The organism is Paenibacillus sp. Cedars, assembly GCF_003184205.1.
GTDB lineage: Bacteria > Bacillota > Bacilli > Paenibacillales > Paenibacillaceae > Paenibacillus_AQ > Paenibacillus_AQ glucanolyticus.
The window spans coordinates 419,382-441,968 of the sequence record NZ_CP020866.1 but is presented as its reverse complement, the minus strand read 5'-3'; the positions used below and the strand labels follow the sequence as shown (position 1 = coordinate 441,968).

The following is a 22,587-nucleotide window of genomic DNA, read 5'->3' as shown; positions in this document are numbered from 1 at the left end:
CTTGCTGGATTAGGGGATGGTTTACAGTACGGTCCATATTGTCCGGCTCACAGACGCAAATGACTTTGTAAAGTTGTCTAGAAGCAGAAACAACGCTTGGACCAATCGATTCAGAAGAAGATCAGGACAGGCGTATTGAAGAAGAATTTAGAGTCTTCGGGTTTTGCAGAGCCCTATCTAGCCGGTTTGATTATAGCCTCTACATAAGCATTGAATCCCTCTCCTCCCACAGCAGCCACAGCATCAATGTAATACTGTTGAGAGGTATGACACTGTTGGGGAGTGTGACACTGTTGGGGAGTATGACATCATCCTAACGGACCAGAGAGAGGTTATTTCAACGAAATCGAGAACTTGTAAGAACTAACGGACACCACAGCCCTTTTTCGGCATTTGAACGCATCTTTGGGGTTGTTTTTGGGCAAATAAGAACCCTCGTGTCCGTTAGCAAATCAAACTCTGGTTTTTATGGCAGATAAGCTCGCTCCAGTCCATTAGCTTCACCAGTCATCCAAGCAAACCTCGGACCACGCACCGTGGGCGTGATGAATACATTAAGAGGGTCGATTGTTATCGCATTCCAAAGCATCCGTCAAGGTGCTGATTTCAGATAGAGCATACTTTCTTATATCATAATCAAAAAACGATGAAAGTGAGCTCTCGCACTTTCATCGTTTACAGGGTCAACATGAATTAGTCTGCTTACGCCTCCATAGCCTTGCGGCTGTGAGGGACTTTCATCGTTCACAGGGTCAAAACGCGAATTATTTTTTTGCATTTGGCAATAAATCCTGGCACGCTCGCTCAAGATATGGCGAAGCGCTCAGAAAATCGCGAAACGCGGTATACTCCTGCCACAGCTTATCCCGATCACCGGCCGAACCGCTGACCGCACGGATCAGGATATTCTTGGGCGTATGCTCCATATCGATAAACTCCAGAAGCTGCGTTTTGTACCCCATCAGATCCAGCAGCTTGGCCCGGATCGCATCTGTCGCAAGCGCCGAGAAGCGTTCTTTCAGAATACCGTGGGACAGCAAAGGCTCCATGATGGGACTCTCTACTTGGGCGAACAGCTCATGCTGGCAGCAAGGCACCGACAGGATGACCGAGGCCCCCCAACGGACTGCTTTCTCCAGCGCTGCATCGGTTGCCGTATCGCATGCATGCAGCGTAACCACCATATCGACCTGCTCCAGTTCGTCATATTCCGCAATGTCGCCGACAAGAAACCGCAGTTGGTTATAATTCAGTTTTTTCGCCAGCATACTGCAGTGTTCGATCACATCCGCCTTTAGATCCAATCCGACAACATTCAGCGTTCTGCGTGCGGTTACCGCCAAATAATGATACAAGGCAAAGGTCAGATAGGATTTACCGCAGCCAAAATCGACGATGGTCAACGGACGGTTCTCCGGCAGATGGGGAAGAACATCCTCAACCATCTCCAAGAAACGGTTAATCTGCTTGAACTTATCGTATCTGCGGGCAAACACCTTGCCATCCTCGTTCATAATGCCCAGCTCCACCAAAAACGGAACTGGCTCCCCCTCTTCGAGAATGTACGTCTTTTTTCGGTTATGGGATAAATCTGTCTTCGTCTTGGACGGCGATTTCGTCAGAATCGAAACCTTGTATTTCTTGGATATCAGAACCTGATAATCCGCTTCCGGTGTGTAGATCATCGCCTGCCGGAATACATTCTCGAACAAGTCCACCAGCACGGCCTCCGCCTCATCCAACGGCACGTTCTGATGGGTTACCTTGGTGCCCGAATAATAGGCGAACTGATAGTGGAGCTTGTTCTTGAGATCTACGGGCTTGATCGTCACCTTGCTGTAGGTCATGCCTTCCCGCTTGCGAAGCTGGCTCAGTGTAGCCGTAATTAATGATCTTTCTTCCATGATGTTATGAATCAATTTTCTTAATGTATCCAAAAGGTACATCTCACTTTCTTTATGGTATAGACAGGGACAGGTTAATCCTGACGGATAGATTGCTCGCCACCGTCCTCCTCCGAATGCTGGAATCGACGGTGAAGCTCATCCATTCCTTCGCGGACTTCCTCAAGAGGAAGCCCTCCATTGACTAGCTCTTCAGGCGACTTCAGCTGTAATCGTTGATAAAACTGCAGCGCTTCGTTATATTCAATCGCACGGTGATCCAGCAATTGATAAAGGATGTTCTCGGCCTCCGCATACATCCCCTGCTGCTCCGCATATGCATAGTAATCCCGCGCAGCGGTGTCAGGCAATGCATATGACTTTAAACGCTCCCTCACGATGTGTATCCGTTCCGGCAAGTTCAGGAGCTTGGGATCGGCCCCTTGCAGGGCAGCCTTCAAATATAACTGAAAGACCTTGGTATAGAGCAGCGCTGCTTCTTCTTCACGCTCCAACTCAAGCAGAATGGAGGCTTCCTCTTCCATTAGTCTTGCAGCACTCTGCAGCTTGTCCGCCTCCAGATAGCCGTGATTTCGAAATAACTGCTCAATATCGGAAGCAGACAGTGAGCGAAGCAGCTGGGAATTCAACCGGAACTGCCGTTTGAATAGATCATCCAATTCCCAGAGCGCTTCTGTGTGCTTGCGCTCCTGCTTCAGCGAAAACACCTTGGCAATCATCTGCGACATATCCTCTATAAGACGCACGAGATAATCCCTGCGAAACATACGCTTGCCCCCTAACCTGCATCACTTCGAATGCAGCGTATTCATCTAGTGACCTGATTGTTATATTTCCAATATGAGTTCCGCTGCCGGACACTCACCTGTGATCGCTGGGCAGCTTCGCAGATTCCCTCTGCGGCGCAGCCTTCATTACTCTAAGCTCAATCTAGATTAAATTGTAGGCTATCCGGGATCAGAATTCCAGTAGCGCGGGGTAACCTTCAACAACACAGCACTGATCAGCCCAGGATGGATGATGGGAGCAAACCAAACACATTATGAAAAAAATAAAACGGATACCCCGATTCAAGAGGTATCCGTTTATTATAAGCTATACAAGGGTTGTCATGCGTTTATTCATGTTCAAGCTGTTCCATGAAAGACGTAATCACTTCGCCAAGTTTCTCCGGCGTCTCCATCATACTCATATGTCCGGCACCTTCAATCACAATGCGAGTTACATTGTCATTCTCTGTCGTAAAGGTACGCTCTGCTGGAATTAATCCATCCTTCTCTCCGGCTACAAGCAGGATAGGCAGTATGGATGCCGAGAGAACGTCGCGTCTGTCCGGACGTTCACGCATAGCCAGCACCGCCCCTATTGCTCCCTGCGGTGGTGTCAGGTAGCCTATCTCCTTCGCCCGCTGAATACACTCTGGCTTGGTATCCTCTGTGCCAGGAGCGAATAAGCCGGGCACCAACCCGTCAACGAAAGCAGTAATGCCTTCCCCTTGAATGGTGCTAACCGCCTTCACTCGTTTCTCCTTCGCCTCATCCGAGTCCGGATAACCCGTAGAATGAATCAGGCCGAAGCCGTTCAGACGAGAAGCGTAACGCTGGGCGAAGGAGAGCGTAATATAGCCTCCGAGGGAATGGCCAAGTAATGCAGCCTTCGGAATATCGAGCTCATCCATTAACTGGAGTACATCGTCTGCCATCTGTTCGATGGTATAAGGTCCCATCGGTGCGTCAGACCGTCCGTGTCCCCGGAGATCCGGTACAATGACTCTGAAGCCTTGAAGAAATGGCAGAATCTGTTCCCAGTAGGCAGAGCTTCCGCAGAACCCGTGAAGCAAAATGACCGGCTCACCTTGTCCCTGATCAACATAACAAATCGTGCTGCCGTTGCATTGTACTTTTTCCATAGCGATACCCTTCTTTCTATTCAGCGGATGCCATTTGGTAGACACCCATTATTTTATAAAGAATGATCTATATTAAACAGAATCAACCCAGGCTGAAACGCCATGCCTTATGTCCTAAGATTAAAGGCCAATGCCGCTTGCCGTGCTATCTCCTCCGCCATCCCCATGACTTGGTAAAGGGACGTTACCTGCAGGGTCCAATAAGGCTTTGGACCCTGAACATTCACAACGGCTGCCACACTGTAATCTCCCACGGAAGGAAGCTTCCCTCCGACAGACTGGGCTGGTGTCAATGGACCTTCACTCGTAAAGAAATAACCGACAGAGGAAGCCTGCCCCAGACACGCATCAATGGCAACAATCACCTTATCCGCGGGTATCCCGTTCAGTCTCGCTTGAAGATTGAAGGCATCACACGGTTCAGGCAGCGTCCCAACCACGTGCGGGAACCCATATGCCGCCAGCCGGCTTCCCGTCAGCGGTCCCAGTGCATCCCCCGTTGAACGATCGGTACCAATACATAAGAACACAATGCTTTCGATTGCATGCCGCTGCGAGATCATTTGAAAGAAAACCATCAGTTCGTGGCCCGACATTTTGGCCTTGGCGGCATATACGATTGGCGGTTTATCAGCTTGTTCGCTCATGACGGACCTCCTCATTAATCCATGCTCCCATACTGCTTACCGATGCCTTTGAAACAGGTTTTTTCCTGATTTTAACCTATTCACGTCCACAATGGCAAAAACATTGGTCGAGCTGCACAGTAACATGATACAATACAGGGATGAAAATCGTAAATCCGCCGAAGAGAGGATGGTGTTACACATGAACTTGAATGAAAAATCGCAAGCGAATGTCGAGTATATGATTGAGCAGATCAAAACAAAGCTTCGGATGGCTACAGGCGCTGCAATGCAGGCTTCCGCCTTCTCGGTTAATCAATACGATGATATTTATGACTTGTATGATATGGTCATGAATAAACAAAATCTCAGCATATCCGAAGTGGAAGCCGTAGTATCAGAACTCGGCCAGCTTCGCGGAAATCATTAAATCGTAAAGAAACCAAGCAGATACCCATTCCACGGCAAAGCCCCCGGAACTTCGCTAATGAAATTCGCGAGTTTCCGGGGGCTTTGCCGTCCTAATCTATGGCATATCAATGATAACTACTTCCGAGTTCCCCTCACTTGAGTTCCCCTGGAAGGTCAGCTCATGACGACGCTGTATTCTGGCGGCGTCACCGGATGAAATATCAAATACTCCGTCTTCCGATGATATTTCAACCTGGCCGCTGATAACGTACACATGCATTCTCCTATCCTCGGATAAGCTGTACGTCAGCTCTTTGCCTGTCTCGAGTATGCTGCTGTACATCACAACATCCAATGATTGGGGCAAGCTGCGTTCACCGTCACCCGATCCGATGATCGGAAGCATCTGGTTTAATCGCTGTGCTTGTGTAAAGTCGCCTTGGTGATGACTGGCCTCAAGACCCGGCTCAGCAGGTAAAAACCACATTTCCAGATAACGGACATCTTCGGAGGAAGACGCATTATTCTCTGCATGATATACACCCGAGCCTGTATTCACAACATGAATCGTGCCTGGGGTAAGCTCCATAAACTTCCCCTTATCATCCTCATACGTTAACTTGCCCTCCAGCACCAAATGGACAATCACCAAGTCATGATGAAACCTGCGATCAAAACCCTCCATCGGTTTCAGCACATATTCATTATGTGCGAGTAGGCTTCCAAAATGCTCATTATGCGGATCTGTATAATCTCCAAAAGAAAAACTGAATTCACTATGAATACCATCATCATGGGTAGTATGTCTTTCCGCAGCCGTCATGATCTTAATCATGGCCGGTCACCTCCGCCGTTTTTACTATTCTAATACCCCGGCGGATTTCGATCTAATCATTCTTGTTTAAACGCGGGTCAGTATAAATTCAGTTTCGGCCCTGCCTACCCTGCGTCCCTCATCATTGAATAGATCCTTGGGATACGCGGCTTTCAGCCGCTGGAGGGTCGTCTTATTGCTGTATCCGATTTGCTCCAGTATGGACTCCACAATCCAGCCCCACTCTTCCTCTGAACCATCTGCGATTTTAAACGAAATACCCAATCGCTCCTTCTTCAGACCAAAACAGTACACCCCTTTAAAGCCCCCTTTTGCCACCACGTTATCATCTTCCAGAAGGAGGGTGTCCACTTTGTGGTTTCCCGCAACCATATAGGGAGATGCATTCATAGCCGATGTGATCGTAAGGACCGCCTTTCGCGTAGGCTCATCCTCGATCCGGTCAGGGGATGCAAGCTTCATATAGGCGGTGGCCAGAGCACGGAGCGGCATAGCAAATACCGGCAGTCCGCATCCATCCGTGCCTAGACGAATATCTCCGGGTGCCAATCCGGCCAAATCGGAGACCGTTCCAAGAATCTCCTGCTGAAGCGGATGTTCCGGATGGTCATATCCTTTAAGCGGGTATCCCGCCATCTGGCAATAGGCAAGCATGCCGTAATGCTTGCCCGAGCAATTATGGTACCATTTGCTCTTATCGCTTCCTTCACGCAAAAGAGATTCCTTGCTTCCTTCATCCAGCGGCCAGCTGGATGCGCAGACCATATTGGACTCCCCAATGCTTACCTTGCGGGCAAAGCGCTCCAATACTTCAACATGGGCCGGCTCTGCCCGATGGGAAGCCGTCATAATCGCAATTTCCTCTACTGTTAACCCATAATGATCTGCCAATCCCGCACGGATGGATGGGATTGCCTGCAGCGGCTTGGCGGAGGAACGCGTGAATGCGACATACTCCGGGTCTCCTGCATAGGCTTGAACGGCTCCTTCATCATTAACAATACATATATGTCCATTGTGGACGCACTCCACTATATCCGCTCGATATTCCTTCACCAATACAGTATCCATGTTGCACGACTCCTTCTATAAACCGTCTATGACAGCATCGTTCCTGAATAATTCGAGTGTTTGTGACATCGAAATAGATCTTTTATTCGATAATAATTGCAAATCCTTATCCAGTATAGTACAAAAATCCGCAAATGACAGCAGGGTAAATTCCGCAGAGGATGGACATTTTATTTTCTTCCCCGTTCCCCGTCTGCCCTGTTTCACGATGTGGCCTTACGTTTAATTACGAGATAAGCAAGCCCACACGAAAAACATTGCTCTGAAAAAGGAGGCGATCCTATGTGGGGAATCATTATCAGCATCGTGATGGCAATCATCATCGGGATTATCGGGGATGCGCTGGTGGGTCATGAAATGCCGGGCGGAATTATCGGATCCATGATCGCAGGTTTTGTAGGTGCGTGGCTCGGACCGTGGCTCTTCGGAGCATGGGGCCCTGTAATTGGCGGATTTGCCATTGTACCTGCTATTATCGGTACGGCCATCTTTGTATTCCTGCTCGGTCTTGTTGCCAAATTGTTTAGACGCACAGCCTGATACTCGTGTTTATATGTTTAAACTTTATATTAACTAAAAGGAGTGAAAGTTATGAATCACACAGAACAAGAAAATCCAGTACAAGGCGGATCCACATTCTTTAGAGGTGCTTTTATCGGTGCATTGGTCGGAGCAGCAGCAGCTCTGTTGTTCGCTCCCAAGCCAGGCCGCGAGCTTCGTGGCGATTTGTCCGAGAAGCTGAGCATCGTAACCGATAAAACCAAGGAAGTTGCTTGCACTGTTGGCGATAAGGCTTCTGAGCTGGCTAAAACCGTGGGCAGCAAAGCCTCCGATGTCATGACAACGGTGAATGAAGGCCGTCAAAATATTATGTCCAGCGTTAAGGAAGTCTCAGCGGATGTGTCCGACGAGGTATCCAGTGCTTCCAAAGACGTGAAGGAAAAAGCGATGGACACCTCTTCCGATGTCAGCCGTGAAATAAAATCGACTACGAATTATTAATTCGTGAAGTCACGAAATAGCCAGCTGACAAAGCTGGCTATTTTTGTGCCAGAGCGTTAGAAGGTTACTTGTTATTAGTGTATTGTTCTGCAGGTGAAATGACACGGGGCATCTGCCTAAGAAAGCGGGGATATCTCATGAGCAAAGCCAATCCATATAACAGCGGCTCCAGCCTCTCAACACGAAGCGGGGGGCATTCCAGACCACATGAGGAAAAGCGGGAGGAATCTGCATCAACCAAGGAAAGGCACTCCAGCGCGGCAGATGATGTTCAGGAGCACCCTTTCGAGCTCCGGCATGAAGTGAAGAAGCTGAACACTCGTCTGGACAAAATCGCGGCCACCCTGGAGAAATCGGAAATGAAGGATATGATCGACAATTACATGAATCCCAAGAAACGCATCATTGCCAACCTCACGGCCGGGCTGTCCCGGGGGCTCGGTCTAACCCTGGGCACGGCTCTTGTGCTTGGTCTCTTGGGCTACATTCTCAGCTTCTTTGTCAATGTACCGATGATTGGAGATTTCATCTCCGATCTGCAAGGATATATCGATCAATCCAAATCCTAGCCAGCTCTCGCTGCATACAAACAGCCCGGTAACCTAAGCAGGTACCGGGCTGTTATGACGCTAAATTTTCCTACTAACCTTGATTTTATATGTTTCTGTTTTTGGACTTCACGCGGAGCAAATCACCCGTCCATCCTTTCGCACGCAACCAGAGGTACATTCCACCGGTCCACAGCAGGATGAAAGCGCTGATTGCCGTAAATCCCCAGAATGTTTTAATAGCCGGCAGGTTCTCAAAATTCATTCCCCATACGGCACCGATCACCGTGGCCGGTGTGAAGACGACGGTAAAAATCGTCAGCGTCTTCATAATTTCATTGCCGCGGAATCCGGAGATGGCATCATCAATAGAAACAAGCGTATCAATTTCGCGCTCATAATGGTGGATCAGCTGCTCCAGTCTCTCCACTCTGTACTGGAGCTGCTGGAAGGAGCGGCTGTCATCCAGTTGGTTATGATAGCCTTCTCTAGCGGCGGCAACAAGCTCTTGAAATGGGATAAACAGATTACTCCAGTCCAATAACTCGAACCGGGCCGACAGGATCTTATCCATCAAGGTTCGCCGGTTGCGCGTGCGCATATCACTTTCAACAAGCCGAAGATTGCATTCGAATTGATCCATCCCTGCATGATAATAATGCAGAATCGCCCGTGCCAGAACAAACATGCCATCTGCAGGCCCCCGGCATTGATGGAGCATGGATGTTCTCTCCGACTTGGCCATCACACTACGGGTATGGTCATCCAGATTAATGGTAATCAGCACATGATCGTCCAAATAGAAATAGAACTGTTCCGACTTGTGATGATCAGGATCGGACGTAACCTTATAGAGCATGGTCCCCATAATAACGGTTTCTACGCCCTCTTTGAAGCGAACGGACAAGTAATTCCGATCCTTTAACGTCGATGCCAGATCAAACCATTCGGACGTATAGGGATAACGCGTTCGAAGTTCACCAATCCAGGAGGATTGCCAATCATCCGTTCGGACATCATGCCACTGCCACCCTCCTGCAAAAGTATATATATCCTGACCCTCCGCTCTATCTGGCGCAAGCATACTCTCTTTGCCACTCCCTTCTATTTCAATCCGGATATTGCGGTTCCAAAAAGGCACGCCTTCCTATAATTGAGGAAGCGTGCCTTATGTTCCCATACGTCTGTCACTACGGGGCTTGTCCATATCAGTAAGATGAATTGGACATAATCTGCTTCAATTTTTCCGTTGCCCGCTTCTGGATACGCGACACACTCATTTGCGATACTCCAAGTCTCTGAGCAATGGCCCGCTGGGACTGCCCTTCCTGGAATGCCAGCAGCAGCACCTTCTGCTCCTGTTCCTTCAACTGACTCATCGCCTGCTGAAGATCCATCCGCTTCTCCACGGAATCAAAGTCATTCACATCCGAGCTAATCAGCTCTCCAAGCGTTGCTCCGGTTTCTTCCTGAGATAATGGGGAATCGAGTGATACGTAGTGATAGCATTCCCGTCCGGCTAACACCTCGACGGTTTCTTCAACGGATAGATCCAGATAAGCTGCAATCTCATTCACATCCGGAGACCTCTCCAGCTTCACCATTAACTCATCAATTGCCTGCTGGACCAAGGCACCTTTCTCCTTGATTCGTCTGGGTACTTGAATGTACCACGACTTATCGCGGAGGAAGTTTTTCATATGCCCAATCATGCTCTTCATGGCATAGGGCTCGAACGGAATCCCCAGGCTAATGTCGTATTGCTGAAGCAGACGGATTAATGCCATCTGACCCACCTGATATAAGTCCTCATACAGATCCGGCCGATTCCGGGCAATTTTGCCCGCAGCCATTTTGACCATCGGCTCATATTTCTTAATCAGCACCGTTGCGATATCGTTATCCTTCGTCTGCTGATACTGTTGTATTAAATGTACTGCTTCATCCCTGGACTCTGGGGGAGTCACCTTATCACTCATACCCGCTCCTCGCTTCTTGCAAGCCGCTTCGTAAGCATAACCTCGGTTCCCTTTCCAGCCTGGTTTGTTACGCTCACCTCATCCATAAGCGCCTCCATCAGGTAGAAGCCGAGTCCGCCGATTTGGACCTCACTGAGATCTTTATCATGAAGTGAACGGTTACCAACCGCTCCCACACTGTCGAAACTCTCCCCTTCGTCTCTGACCGTAATGGATAGCGACTCGCTAGTCACTTGGAATAATACCTCTACCATTCCGCCTTCCTGACTATACGCATACAAAACCGAGTTATTGCAGGCCTCAGACACTGCAACCTTCATATCTTCAATCTCTTCATAGGAGAAGCCCATCTTGGAAGCTATCCCGTACAGATTCAGCCTTACGATATCCACGTATTCAGCACTGGCAGGCAAATTAAGTGTTACTCTTTGTACATCTGAATTCATTCTTTTCGATCCTTTCCTATTGGGAATACTTCTTACGACTGAAAGAACTTCGCAATACCCGTCATATCAAACAGCTTCTGAATTTGCGGCGGAACTTCCTCAACTGCAAAACGGGCTTCCATGCCGTGTCTTGCTTTCAGTATCGACAGAAGAATACCAATACCTGTACTATCAATATATGTCATGTCCTTCATGTTGACGATCAAGTCTACTTCGGAATTGCCGACAAGAGGTTCCATTACTAATCGAAAATCCGGAGCGACGGACAGATCAAGTTCACCGCTCAAAAATACAGTACATACACCCTCGCTCATCTGAGTCTTGGCATTGAACTTATCATTTGTTTTTGTATTCATAGACACTCTCTCCCAAATAATTTGTTTTCCCTTTACATAACCCGTTATCTAACTCGTTGAAACAGGTTGAAGGGGAATGTGGCCGTGCTAATATATGGAAACGAATCTTTTCCCTAACCGTTAATGATTCGAATGTTGTTTGGACGGTTGTCCCAGTCGTCCGGTTCCACTGGTGTATATCGGGACAACAGGTGCTTAACGCAGCTGATTTTGACCGGCTTGCTAATATATTCGTCCATTCCGGCATCCGAGCAGCGCTTCTGGATACCATCCATCACATTGGCTGTCATGGCAACCAGAATAGGTGCATCCGCTCCATTCTTCATCTGACGGATCAGGCGTGCAGCCTCCAGGCCATCCATAACCGGCATTTGCAGATCCATAAAAATGATATCGTACACTTTAGGACCGGCAACCATATCAACCGCCTGCTTACCGTCCTCTGCCATGTCCGCGCTCATTCCCATCTTTTTCAGCATGCTGTCCATCAGCTTTCGATTAATCGGGTGATCATCCACAATCAGGATGTTGGCTTGTCTCTCCCCATGGACGCGAAATTTATCGGTAGGCTCATCTTCTCGCCGTCGATAGTCTCCTTCCTCATAGGTATGAACACACATCGTAAATACGAAGGTGGCACCCTTATTTTCCTTGGATTCCACCGTAATGTCCCCACCCATCATCTGCACAAGGGATCTACAGATGGCAAGTCCCAGCCCTGTCCCTCCGTATTTGCGGGTCATGGAGGAATCAAGCTGCGAGAATGGCTTGAACAGCCGATCGATTTTCTCTGATGAGATGCCAATCCCCGTATCCTTCACCGTAAATTCGAGGGTTAACCGGTCCTCTTCGACTTGGGTCAGCGATACAACCAAATATACTCCACCCTCATTGGTGAATTTCACAGCGTTGGATACCAGATTGACCAATACTTGGCGAAGACGTCCCATATCGCCAAATACCATCGACGGAATACGCTCCTCAATGTAATACGAAAGCTGCAAATTTTTCTTGGAGGCTTCTCCCGAGAACAAACCGAACACTTCCTGCACACAAGACTTGAGATCAAACGGATATTCCTCCAGCTCCATCTTGCCGGATTCCATCTTGGAGAAATCCAGGATGTCATTAATGATGTTAACCAAAGCATCCGCGCTGTTGCGGATGATCGTTGCATACTCCCGCTGCTCTTCCTGAAGCTCGCTGTCCATCAGCAAATCGATCATACCGATCACGCCATTCATCGGCGTACGGATTTCATGGCTCATCATCGCCAGAAACTCCGTTTTGGCTTTAACGGCAATCTCCGCTGCTTCCTTCGCCTGCACAAGCTCATGATTGATCTTCTCCAGTTCCAGCGTCTTCTGATGCAGCTGCATGGACTGGATCTTGAGTCTGTTATTGGTTTGGTACATATCGACAAAACCCTCGATCTTGGACTTCAAGATTTGAGGGATAAAAGGTTTAACCATATAGTCGATTGCACCTGCCGAATAACCCGCAAAGAGATGCTCCGCATCCTTGCTGTTTGCAGAAATAAAGATAATCGGAATATCCTTTGTTTTGTCTCTCGCCTTGATCAGCCTTGCTGTTTCGATACCGTCCATACCGGGCATCTGTACATCCAGAACAATCACAGCAAAGTCATACTTCAAGAGATACCGCAGAGCTTCTTCCCCCGAAGTCGCTTTTATTAGCGTGTATTGCTCACTGTCCAGAACAGCTTCGAGTGCAAGTAAGTTTTCAGGGCGGTCATCTACCAACAGAATATGAATCGGTTCGTGAAACCCCATGAGATCCTCCTACAAAACTTTCTATTTAATCTTCCGGTAAATTTTCTCGACCCGGTCCAGTGTCTCATAGGCTTCACTGTAATTCGTAAAGTGGATGGACTCTTTGGCACCCAGTACGAGAATACCGAAATGGCTTAGACTCTCGTGAAATAATCCGTGCACATGATCCCGCAGCTGATCATTGAAATATATCATGACATTCCGGCAAAAGATCACATTAAACTCGTTAAAGGAACGATCCGTTGCCAGATTATGTTCTGCAAAAATCATGTTTTTCTTCAAATACGGTTGAAAAATAACCGAGTTGTACTTCGCAGTATAATATTCGGAGAACGAGCGGGTTCCGCCCGCCTCCATATAATTCTTGGTGTACTGCTTCATGCGTTTGATGTCAAACACGCCTTCCTTGGCCTGCTGGAGAGAACGCGAGTTCATGTCCGTCGCATAAATCCGGGATTTTTCATACAGCCCCTCTTCATGAAGCAGAATCGCCATGGAATACACTTCTTCTCCAGTTGAGCAGCCGGCGTGCCATATCCGTATATACGGATACGTACGAAGCAGAGGAACTACCGTCTGCCTGAATGTCAGGAATAATTTGGGATCCCTGAACATTTCCGTGACGGGAATGGACAGATTATATATGAGCCGTTCAAAACAAGAACGGTCGTGGAGTACTTTATCCTGAAGCGCGGAGATCGAGGATACCCCTTCGGCATGCACATGATGCCAGATTCTCCGCCTCAATGAAGGAATAGCATAATTACGAAAATCGTAACCATAGAATCGATGTATACCTTCCAAAAGAAGCTCCAACTCGATCTGCTCCAGCTCACATTCGCTATCCTCTGTTATCAACAGTTGTTCTGATTCAGTATGGTTACTAGATGACATAACGGGTGCACCGCTTTCCGAGTGTTTATTTGCTACTTGTACTTTACCCACAAAAGCGGTTTACGAATACAACCAAACCCTCATAAGTGAAAGAAGCTGCTCGGTCTGAATCGGCTTCTTCATATAATCAGAGGCTCCGGCTTCAATACATTTCGCCCGGTCCTCTTTCATGGCTTTGGCTGTCAATGCTATAATCGGCAGCTTTTCGAACTCAGGCATCTCTCGCAGAAGGCGCATCGCTTCATAGCCGTCCATCTCCGGCATCATCATATCCATCAACACCAAATCGTAGTCCGGATTATCCTGAAGCAGCTCTATCGCTTCCCTGCCGTTCTCGGCAAAGGTCACTTCCATGTTGTATCCTTCCAGTACGCTGGAGAGAGCAAATACGTTGCGAATATCATCATCCACAAGCAGAATCTTCTTGCCTTCGAACAGCTCTTCCTTATTGTGCAGCTTTTGCAGAATTTTACGTTTATCCTCCGGCAAATCGGCTTCAATCCGGTGGAGGAACAGGGTCGTTTCATCCAGAAGCCGTTCGGGAGATTTCACGTCTTTAATGATGATGGACTCCGCATATTTGCGAAGCTGCATCTCTTCCTTCGAATCCAGATCCTTACCGGTATAAATAATAATTGGCAGATCCATCAGGTTCTCATCATCACGAATCTGATCCAGCAGCTCAAAGCCCGTCATGTCTGTCAGCATCAGATCAAGCACCATACAGTCATAGCGCTGCTTACGCAGCTCGCTGAGTGCTTCGGCACCCGTGGATGCCGCCGTAATAGATACATCGTCATGACCGATCAATTCAATGATGGAGTTACGCTGAATGTCATCGTCCTCAACAATCAGGAGATGTTTCATCGATTTTTCCGCGTACGATTCGATATGCGTGAACGCATTCTCCAGTGCCTCTCTGGATGATGGCTTCTTCAGGTAGGCGATAGCCCCCATCATAAGTCCTTGCTTCACTTCGTCCACAACCGAGATCACATGCACCGGAATATGACGCGTAACCGCTGAGCTCTTCAACTCGCCCATGACGGACCAGCCGTCGATGACCGGAAGCTGAATATCCAGGATGATGGCGTCCGGTCTGTAGGACTTCGCCATCTCCAGGCCGATATCCCCCTGCAGAGCAACCAAGGCTTTGAACCCGCGTCCTCTAGCCATATCCAGAAGGATTCTGGCAAACTTCACATCATCCTCAATAATGAGCAGCACTCGATCGGTCGGCCCTATCTGGTTGCGATCATCATCCACTTGTACGGATGGGTTGACCTCTGTTGTGACCATCTTGGCCTTCGGAACAATCAGATTGCTCTCTGGCGGAGCCTCAATGGACGCCGCTGCCTCCTGTACTCCCTGAACCACTTCCGGAGGGCTGCTCGGCAGGAAGAGAGTGAAGCAGCTGCCCTTGCCTTCTTCCGATTCAACCAGAATCCCCCCGCCAAGCAGACGGGAAAGCTCGCGGCTGATCGACAAGCCGAGCCCGGTCCCGCCATATTTGCGGCTTGTGGTGCCGTCCACCTGCTGGAAAGCTTCAAAGATCAGATCGGTTTTGTCAGCAGGTATACCAATTCCACTGTCTTTTACCGCAAATGCCACATAGTCTGCTTCTGCATTCAAATAGATAGGGAGTTTCTCTGGATCGGCCTTCTCCACATGAAGTTCAACGGAGCCTTGGTTCGTGAACTTGAATGCATTGGACAGCAGGTTACGAAGGACTTGCTTCACGCGATGACTGTCCGTAACGATGCTTTGCGGAATGTCCTCCCCGATGTGTACATGAAGATCAATATGTTTACGCGACGCTACAGCGGCAAAATTCTGCTCCACAAAGGATTCAATATCCTGCAGCTGAACATCCTCGTAATTAATTTCCATTTTCCCGGCGTCCACTTTGGACAAGTCGAGAATTTCATCAATCATTTTGAGCAGGTCCGAACCTGACATATAAATCGTCTGCGCATATTCAATCTGCTTATCGCTCAGATTTCCGCTCTTATTCTCAGACAGCAGCTGTGACAAGATGAGCAGGCTGTTAAGAGGGGTTCGCAGTTCGTGAGACATATTTGCCATGAACTCCGACTTGTATTTGGTTGTAACCGAAAGCTGCTTCGCTTGCTGCTCTAGCTTCAACCGGGCCTTCTCAATTTCATCGTTCTTCTCTTCCACTTCCTGCACCTGTTCCTCCAGCGCGCGCGTCTTGGCAACCAGCTCGGTATTATAATGCTCGAGCTCTTCCTGTTGACGCTGCAGCAAATCTTCGGAACGTTTGAGGGCATTGGTTTGCTCCTCCAGATTTTCATTGGAACGGCGAAGCTCTTCTTGCTGGGTCTGCAGCTCCTCCGACTGAACCTGAAGCTCCTCTGTCATCGCCTGCGACTCCCGCAGCAGCTGCTCGACCCGCAGGCGTCCTGTAATATTATTCAGAATAATGCCAAGCGACTGACTCAGCTGTGAGATGAGCTGCTCCTGCAGGGATGTTGTCTCCTCGAAGGCTGCCAGCTCCACCACACCCAGCACTTCATTCTCGAACAGAATCGGATAGATCATGACGGAAATCGGTCTGGATGATCCCCAGCCGGACTCCACTTTCATGTAATCGTCAGGCGCATTTCTCAGCACAATCGGTTTCTTGTCCATCGCGACTTGCCCTACGAGTCCTTCCCCAATCATGAAGGAAATCTTGGGCTCCTCGCCGCCCTCATGCGCATAGGAACCTTTCAGTTCCAATTTATTCGGATGTTTATCTTCTTGATGAATATAAATAGCTCCATAGTGAGCACCTAATATCGGTGTGAATTCGCTAATAAACCGCTGACCCACCTCTTCAAGGGAATTAATCCCCTCCAGCAGCTCCGTTACTCTGGCCATATTCGAGTTAAGCCACGATTGATCACGCTGCGCCTGAAGATAGGTCTCCTCTATCCGCTGCTTCTCGAGAATATCTTCGGACAAGTCTTTAAATACCCGGGCTACATCTCCAAATTCATCCTTGGACGTAACTTTGATACGGCGAATTGCCTTCAGTCTGCCTTCCCCAAAACTCTTCAACATCATCGAGACAACGTTGATGCCCCGGGTAATGCTTGGAAGGATCCATAGAATGACCAGCATCCCGATTAATAGTCCACCGGCCATAATATAAATGAACATCTGAACGGAACGGTCATAAGCAGCCTTGGCTGCCGTAATATCATCATTGATCTTCTGATTCTCGTAGCTGCTAAGCTCGTTTAAGCTGGTAAGCATTTCATCCTGAACCGATTGCCCTGTTGAATTACGTAGCGAGTTAGCCTCGTCTGCATCGCTGTTGGCCAACAGATCCAGTGTCTTGTTCTGGTATACAATATATTCATTAACCGCACGTTCAATCCGGACCAGCAGCTGCTGCTCCTCAGCGGTATTTACGCTATCTTGAATGAATGAGAAATATTCCACTGCCTTTGTGGTCATGCTTTCGATTTCCTGTTTGGATACAGCATACGTGGATTGGTCATTGCTCAAAATCATATTCGTTAGCTCGCGCGCCATATTGTTGACTTCCCCGCGCATACCGCTGGAGTTTCGCACTTTTTGATAGCGCTCTTCATAGATTTTGTCCATCTGGCTGTTCATATAACTAATCCGGTCGTACCCAATCAGGGTAAGAACCAGCATGAGAGCTAACAAGGTTGTAAAACCAATGACTAACTTACTCTTAAGCTTCATTGATTTATGTTCTCTCCTTTTTTAAGAGATATCCAAACCAGGCATTTATCGTCCTCTCGCTCCTGCATTGGATCATCTACAAAATATTGTTCCTTCATCTCATCTTCTCTCCAATGATGAGGGCCGCCCAAATGTTCCTTCAAATAGTCCAGCTTCTCGTCATGTCCGCCGTCCACCAATTCAAGCAGACCGTCGGTATACATCACCAAATGACCCTCGCCTTCATATTGAAAGCTTCTTGGCTCCATGTCTTCAATCCGATCGAACAAGCCTACCGGGCAGCAGCCTTGGTCCAGGGTCATAACACGGCCGTCTTCCTGGAAGAACAGCGCCGGTGGGTGACCGGCATTAACATAGTCCACCCGTTTCAAACGCGTGTCTACGACAAGATAGATAGCTGTAAAATAGTACTGTATCAGCTGTTCGCCAAGGCTTAGCTGATTGAACCTGCGGTTCAATTCCTGAACGACTTTCTCCGGTTCGACATAAGTCGTCACGGTGTCTTTCAGAACCGAGGCAATGAACATGCAAAATAGGGACGAAGTAATACCGTGTCCCATCATATCCAGCAGAATCACGCCGTAACGGCCATCTCCAAGCGGGTACCATGCGTACAAATCTCCCGCAAGCTCTGCCGAAGGCTGGTACAGTGCATGAATCTCTAGCTGCTCATCTTCAATTGGAGAGCTCAGGACGGCATTTTGAACCATAGCCGCAAGCTTAAGCTCCGCCTGCACCCGCTGTTCACGCTCAATATGCCAGTCTTTCTCATGCTTTAACCGGAGCGCCAGGCGTATCCGTGCCATAAGTTCAACCTTGTTGATCGGTTTGGTCACATAATCTACAGCCCCGGCATCAAGGGCCTCTGCCAGCTTCTTGGAATCGCCGACGGCGGTTACCATAATGATCGGTATATCCTTCAAATGCTCGTATTGCTGAACAATACGGCATGCTTCTATTCCATCCATCTCAGGCATCATCATATCTAACAGAACCAGATCGATATCCGCTCTTCGTGGATGCAGCACATGGCTGCGATCCCCAAGTCCCAAATGCTCAAACATTTCCAGGGCTGAAGATGCAGATACGGTATCCTGGTAGTTTTCCTTTTTCAAGATTTCTCGAATAATGATGACGTTAGTCGGATTGTCGTCTACGATTAATATTCTCATTGCCCTCTCCTTTAACGTTCGGTTTATACGATAGAAATCCTTTTCCTACTATTATACTATAATAACCGCTGTATCTTTTGCCATAGAAAAAGGGTGTAAAACTTGAATCTTCCACTTTTAATAGGTTCATGGAACATTCTTTTAAAACATAGATAAGGAATGAGACCTGTTTATGTCTCATTCCTTATCTATGTTTTAAGACCTATAACTCATACTATAGTCACAGCAACAAGGCTGAACTTCCGTTACAGTTATTAATCCTTCTTAGCAATAACGAGTACTTTACCCAGATCCAGCTGCTTCTCATAGAAGCCTGCCTCTGCCTCGGTAAATCCTAGAGATACAATTTTGGCGCGCAGTTCATCGCCGCGTGAGCGGAACAGATTCGCAAAGGCATCGAACACGCCTTCTTCTTTGATGCCTACGTTATTGGCATCTGATGCATCCACAATCCGGCTCGTCTTATCCGAATCGTGAGCCAGCACATAGATCCGATCATTATCGTAGCCGGACTGGCGAAGGTTCTGAACCTCCTGAACCGCCTGCGTACCATTCTCAACGACTTTTGCATAAGACTGTGTATTTGTAAATTCCATGATGAAAACCTCCCCTAATAGTGTAAAACCTAAATTTAGGTTATAGTCCAACTGTTATTACCCATCCTGTTCAAGGTTGAAACAGTTTTATTGACTATAATCGAAAAACAAATCAATTCCTTCAATCTGACCGGTATCCCGATCCACATAAACCTTAAGCGCATTTTGATTCTCGAGATAAACATCTCCGTCCTCGGCTTTAAAATATGGCTTGCCCAAGGACGCCCGGACCCGTTCGGTTGTCATACCTATGCTCTGGTCTTCCACCTGAAAGGAGTCTGCAGAGGGCTTCACATGAACGTATTCGGTATAACCGTTGCGGACACCAACCTCCATGTCTTTATAATGAAGCTTGGTTATCCCGCTCAAGTCTTCCTGTTCAGTTCGGGCCGGCGTTCCCAGCTTACGGATAACGTCTTTCTTGCTATCCGTTAAGGAAATCCCGTTTAATGTCCCATAGCTCTCTACAGAATTGTCGCTAATATGTGCTTGTCCAACATCCGAAGCGGCTAGAATTATAGGCGGCTGCGATATCCCGGCTGTATGCTGTGGCTGTGGCTCTGACACAACACCTCCACCTCCGGAGTAAATCAAGAGCCCTACCATCAACAGTGTGACATTCCACATGCGACCTCCTCCTTTCTTCACCTTACAGAGCTGTAACTTGAATTCGCTCTTTCGATTTATCTGGCCTTTTGACGGCGGAAACTATGCCACAGACTAACGGCTGTGTCCACATAGGCTAACCAATTCCGACTGCGTGACTTCTCTTGTGCTTCTGTATTCTGATATACGGCATCATAAGACTGGAACGTGCGGTCTTGGGCTGTCACAGGCACTTCTTGACGAATGCGCGGCTCTTCCTTCTGCTCCACCCTGGACTGCTTGAAGCGGCTGACCATGCCTGAGGAAACCTGCTTCACCGCGTAGGTAACCTCACTTAAAGCCTCTCCCAGGTTCTTGACGGTATCCATTACAGGGTCGATCTGTTTCATCTTATGCTGAACATCCACCGTAATATCGTTTGTATTTCGAATCGTCTGCTTCACTTCGTAGCTCAATTCGTCCACGGTCTTTTGAACTTCCTGAAGTGTTTGTGTTACCTTTTCGAGCGATTGTGTTGCGGCCTTTAAGGTCTTGATCAAGAAGAAGACAAGAACCGCAAACGCTACAGCGATGATGGCAACACTGATTTGTGTTAGCATACGTTGTCCCTCACTTTCCAGTAATGTTTGGTTTTCGATACGCAATAGTTACCCCATCCCCAACCTTACGAAACAAAGGGCATTTGCCAGGAATGCCACCATTCGCCAAGTTGTTTCATCCTCTGCCGCCTCGGTTAAAGAACACTACGAAGGGCGCTGAGGCAACTTGCCAACGCCTCCCTAACGATCCTTCAAATTGGGTATATGCCGCTTCATAGAACATCATGCAATCCCAGGAGCATATCCAATTAAAATCGATTAAGAAAGCAGGGTGAACATTATGTTAAAATGGTCCGTTATTTTTCTAGTTGTTGCATTGATTGCAGGGATCTTCGGCTTCTTCGGTATCGTAGAGGCTGCAGCCAGCATTGCGAAGGTTCTGTTCTTCATCTTCGTTGTCCTGTTTGTGATCTCTCTCTTTACCGGACGCAGACGAAGTATGTGACACTGTCGCATACTTGAAGCCCATGCATTGAACATACACAGAGCAAATGTAAAAAAAAGGGTGTCCTGCCGTAGATAAACGGCTTGGGACACCCTTTTTTTGCTGCGCAGTTGATAGGAATAAGGACTACAGCGTCGCTGCGGCGGCTTCCTGATTACCGGAGGTCTTTGGCTCATCCGCCGGCTTCGTTTTCTTGATGAAGAAAGCCAGAATCAAGGAAACCACACTGATACCTGTAGCAATGACAAAGGCATAGTTAATGCCATAAATGGTTGCTTCGTTTCCAAGCTTAAGCAGATCGGCCTGATTCTTCGGATCAAACAGTCCCGATTGCATCAAGGCTTCCCCCTTGCTCTGTGCCTGGGTAGACATCACGGTAACGAGAATCGCCGTTCCGATCGAGCCGGAAACCATGCGGAGCGTATTCGACATGGCGGTGCCATGAGCGTTCATGCTCCGTGGCAGCTGGTTGAGTCCAGCCGTCTGGATTGGCATCATGAGCATGGACATCCCGAACATTCTTGCCGTGTAGATGATCATAATGTGGTTGTAAGACAGCGTCTCCGTCAGATTGCTGAACTCCCATGTCGTAATGACCGTAATGGCAAGACCGATGACAGCGAGCCATTTGGCGCCGATCTTGTCAAATATCGCCCCCGTAATCGGCGACATGATTCCCATCAGAATAGCACCGGGAAGCATAAGAAGTCCGGATTCTACAGGTGTGAACCCGCGAATCTGCTGTAAATAGATCGGAAGCAGAATCATACCCGCATACATCGCCATCGTAACAATGACATTGATCAAGGTTGTTAACGAGAACATGTTGTACTTGAAAATACGGAACTCCAGCATCGGATTGTCGACGGTCATTTCCCGCCATACAAACAGGATGAGTGCGATCGCACCGACAACCAGCGTGGTAACAACCGGTGCGCTGGACCAACCGTCATTCCCGGCATCACTGAAGCCGTACAGCAGACCGCCAAATCCAAGAGTCGATAAAATGACAGCGAGCATATCCAGCTTAGGTCGGCTGACCTCGGTCACATTTTTGAGGAAGAAGATCCCGATTAGCGTTGCAATAATGGAGAAAGGCAAAATCATGTAGAACAACACACGCCAATCATAATGCTCCACGATATATCCTGAGAGCGTAGGCCCGATGGCAGGAGCAAAGATCATGGCGATCCCCATCATGCCCATCGCTTTCCCCCGGTTCTCAATAGGGAAAATGTTCAGAAATACAACGGTCATAAGCGGCATCAGTATGCCCGCGCCAGCTGCCTGAACGAGACGTCCGGTCAGCAGGAATGCAAAGTTCGGGCTAACGGCGCACAGCAAGGTGCCAATCGTAAACAGCGTCATCGCACTGATAAACAGCTGTCTGGTCGAGAAACGCGCGATCAGGTAGGCGGTAACAGGAATCAGCACCCCATTTACCAGCATGAAGCCTGTAGTCAGCCACTGGGCTACCGTCGGTTTGATATTCAAATTTTCCATGATGCTCGGAAGAGCAACATTCATCAATGTCTGATTGAGAATCGCAACAAATGCACCAATCATCAATGCGGCAATGATGGGACCTTTCTTAATGGGCTCGCCGGGGCGAACAGCAGTATGGGTACTCATGTGTAGGTTTCACTCTCTCTTTCTAAGTAAGTTCATGTGATAA

23 protein-coding genes are annotated in these 22,587 nt (G+C 48.2%); 5 read left to right on the top strand and 18 right to left on the bottom strand.

Annotation, left to right across the window (positions count from 1 at the left end; genetic code table 11):
• Positions 1–764: 764 nt before the first annotated feature.
• From B9D94_RS03525 to yyaC, 4 genes are all read right to left on the bottom strand, one after another.
• On the bottom strand, positions 765–1,946 hold the full coding sequence (locus B9D94_RS03525) for a class I SAM-dependent methyltransferase (protein WP_148246468.1): 1,182 nt from the start codon (positions 1,944–1,946) through the stop codon (positions 765–767).
• A 32-nt stretch (positions 1,947–1,978) separates the two neighbouring features.
• The gene (locus B9D94_RS03520) at positions 1,979–2,671 is read right to left on the bottom strand and encodes a DUF6483 family protein (protein WP_036643475.1); all 693 of its coding nucleotides are present in this window, start codon (positions 2,669–2,671) and stop codon (positions 1,979–1,981) included.
• Positions 2,672–3,021: 350 nt separating this feature from the next.
• A complete protein-coding gene (locus B9D94_RS03515; protein WP_036643476.1) occupies positions 3,022–3,813 on the bottom strand; it encodes an alpha/beta fold hydrolase in 792 nt (263 codons plus the stop codon).
• A gap of 107 nt (positions 3,814–3,920) precedes the next feature.
• Positions 3,921–4,460: a spore protease YyaC gene (gene yyaC, locus B9D94_RS03510; protein WP_036643477.1), complete on the bottom strand. Its 540-nt coding sequence runs from the start codon at positions 4,458–4,460 to the stop codon at positions 3,921–3,923.
• A gap of 181 nt (positions 4,461–4,641) precedes the next feature.
• On the opposite strand from yyaC, the gene B9D94_RS03505 reads away from it, so the two are divergent.
• The gene (locus B9D94_RS03505) at positions 4,642–4,869 is read left to right on the top strand and encodes a DUF1128 domain-containing protein (RefSeq protein ID WP_006212691.1); all 228 of its coding nucleotides are present in this window, start codon (positions 4,642–4,644) and stop codon (positions 4,867–4,869) included.
• A 96-nt stretch (positions 4,870–4,965) separates the two neighbouring features.
• Here B9D94_RS03505 and B9D94_RS03500 read toward each other — a convergent pair whose 3' ends face one another.
• On the bottom strand, positions 4,966–5,685 hold the full coding sequence (locus tag B9D94_RS03500) for a pirin family protein (RefSeq protein ID WP_006212692.1): 720 nt from the start codon (positions 5,683–5,685) through the stop codon (positions 4,966–4,968).
• A gap of 66 nt (positions 5,686–5,751) precedes the next feature.
• On the bottom strand, positions 5,752–6,756 hold the full coding sequence (locus tag B9D94_RS03495; RefSeq protein ID WP_148246467.1) for an asparaginase: 1,005 nt from the start codon (positions 6,754–6,756) through the stop codon (positions 5,752–5,754).
• Between the two features lie 282 nt (positions 6,757–7,038).
• Here B9D94_RS03495 and B9D94_RS03490 point away from each other — a divergent pair, with 282 nt between their 5' ends.
• The 3 genes from B9D94_RS03490 (at position 7,039) to B9D94_RS31375 (ending at position 8,327) form a co-directional block, all read left to right on the top strand.
• Complete coding sequence (locus tag B9D94_RS03490; RefSeq protein ID WP_006212694.1) at positions 7,039–7,296, top strand: GlsB/YeaQ/YmgE family stress response membrane protein; 258 nt, start codon at positions 7,039–7,041, stop codon at positions 7,294–7,296.
• Positions 7,297–7,347: 51 nt separating this feature from the next.
• Complete coding sequence (locus B9D94_RS03485) at positions 7,348–7,758, top strand: YtxH domain-containing protein (RefSeq protein WP_006212695.1); 411 nt, start codon at positions 7,348–7,350, stop codon at positions 7,756–7,758.
• A 137-nt stretch (positions 7,759–7,895) separates the two neighbouring features.
• Positions 7,896–8,327 (top strand): DUF5665 domain-containing protein, encoded by a 432-nt coding sequence (locus B9D94_RS31375; protein WP_006212696.1) that lies wholly within the window; start codon positions 7,896–7,898, stop codon positions 8,325–8,327.
• Positions 8,328–8,412: 85 nt separating this feature from the next.
• On the opposite strand, the gene B9D94_RS03475 is transcribed toward B9D94_RS31375, so the two are convergent.
• From B9D94_RS03475 to B9D94_RS03425, 11 genes are all read right to left on the bottom strand, one after another.
• Positions 8,413–9,390 (bottom strand): magnesium transporter CorA family protein, encoded by a 978-nt coding sequence (locus B9D94_RS03475; RefSeq protein ID WP_006212697.1) that lies wholly within the window; start codon positions 9,388–9,390, stop codon positions 8,413–8,415.
• Positions 9,391–9,514: 124 nt separating this feature from the next.
• Positions 9,515–10,285 carry a sigma-70 family RNA polymerase sigma factor gene (locus tag B9D94_RS03470; protein WP_006212698.1) on the bottom strand — a complete coding sequence of 257 codons (771 nt, stop codon included), beginning with the start codon at positions 10,283–10,285 and terminating at the stop codon, positions 9,515–9,517.
• Positions 10,282–10,731 (bottom strand): anti-sigma B factor RsbW, encoded by a 450-nt coding sequence (gene rsbW / locus B9D94_RS03465; RefSeq protein ID WP_036643480.1) that lies wholly within the window; start codon positions 10,729–10,731, stop codon positions 10,282–10,284. The genes B9D94_RS03470 and rsbW overlap by 4 nt, the downstream gene beginning before the upstream one ends.
• 32 nt (positions 10,732–10,763) lie before the next feature.
• Positions 10,764–11,087, bottom strand: a complete 324-nt coding sequence (locus B9D94_RS03460; protein WP_006212700.1) for an STAS domain-containing protein — start codon at positions 11,085–11,087, stop codon at positions 10,764–10,766.
• A gap of 113 nt (positions 11,088–11,200) precedes the next feature.
• Positions 11,201–12,880 carry a response regulator gene (locus tag B9D94_RS03455; RefSeq protein WP_148246466.1) on the bottom strand — a complete coding sequence of 560 codons (1,680 nt, stop codon included), beginning with the start codon at positions 12,878–12,880 and terminating at the stop codon, positions 11,201–11,203.
• A gap of 21 nt (positions 12,881–12,901) precedes the next feature.
• Positions 12,902–13,774, bottom strand: a complete 873-nt coding sequence (locus B9D94_RS03450; protein WP_051449329.1) for a CheR family methyltransferase — start codon at positions 13,772–13,774, stop codon at positions 12,902–12,904.
• Between the two features lie 60 nt (positions 13,775–13,834).
• Entirely contained in the window at positions 13,835–17,494 is a 3,660-nt protein-coding gene (locus tag B9D94_RS03445) for a response regulator (protein ID WP_148246465.1), read from the bottom strand.
• Entirely contained in the window at positions 17,491–18,666 is a 1,176-nt protein-coding gene (locus tag B9D94_RS03440) for a PP2C family protein-serine/threonine phosphatase (protein ID WP_148246464.1), read from the bottom strand. Before B9D94_RS03440 ends, B9D94_RS03445 begins: the two co-directional genes overlap by 4 nt.
• A 254-nt stretch (positions 18,667–18,920) precedes the next feature.
• Complete coding sequence (locus tag B9D94_RS03435; protein ID WP_036643483.1) at positions 18,921–19,262, bottom strand: YflT domain-containing protein; 342 nt, start codon at positions 19,260–19,262, stop codon at positions 18,921–18,923.
• Positions 19,263–19,349: 87 nt separating this feature from the next.
• Complete coding sequence (locus B9D94_RS03430) at positions 19,350–19,889, bottom strand: hypothetical protein (RefSeq protein ID WP_006212706.1); 540 nt, start codon at positions 19,887–19,889, stop codon at positions 19,350–19,352.
• A 56-nt stretch (positions 19,890–19,945) separates the two neighbouring features.
• Positions 19,946–20,467: a DUF948 domain-containing protein gene (locus B9D94_RS03425; protein WP_036643485.1), complete on the bottom strand. Its 522-nt coding sequence runs from the start codon at positions 20,465–20,467 to the stop codon at positions 19,946–19,948.
• A gap of 280 nt (positions 20,468–20,747) precedes the next feature.
• Between B9D94_RS03425 and B9D94_RS03420 the strand changes: the two genes are divergently transcribed.
• Entirely contained in the window at positions 20,748–20,912 is a 165-nt protein-coding gene (locus tag B9D94_RS03420) for a DUF1328 domain-containing protein (protein ID WP_006212708.1), read from the top strand.
• A 126-nt stretch (positions 20,913–21,038) separates the two neighbouring features.
• On the opposite strand, the gene B9D94_RS03415 is transcribed toward B9D94_RS03420, so the two are convergent.
• Positions 21,039–22,544 (bottom strand): DHA2 family efflux MFS transporter permease subunit, encoded by a 1,506-nt coding sequence (locus tag B9D94_RS03415; protein ID WP_036643487.1) that lies wholly within the window; start codon positions 22,542–22,544, stop codon positions 21,039–21,041.
• Between the last annotated feature and the right edge of the window lie 43 nt (positions 22,545–22,587).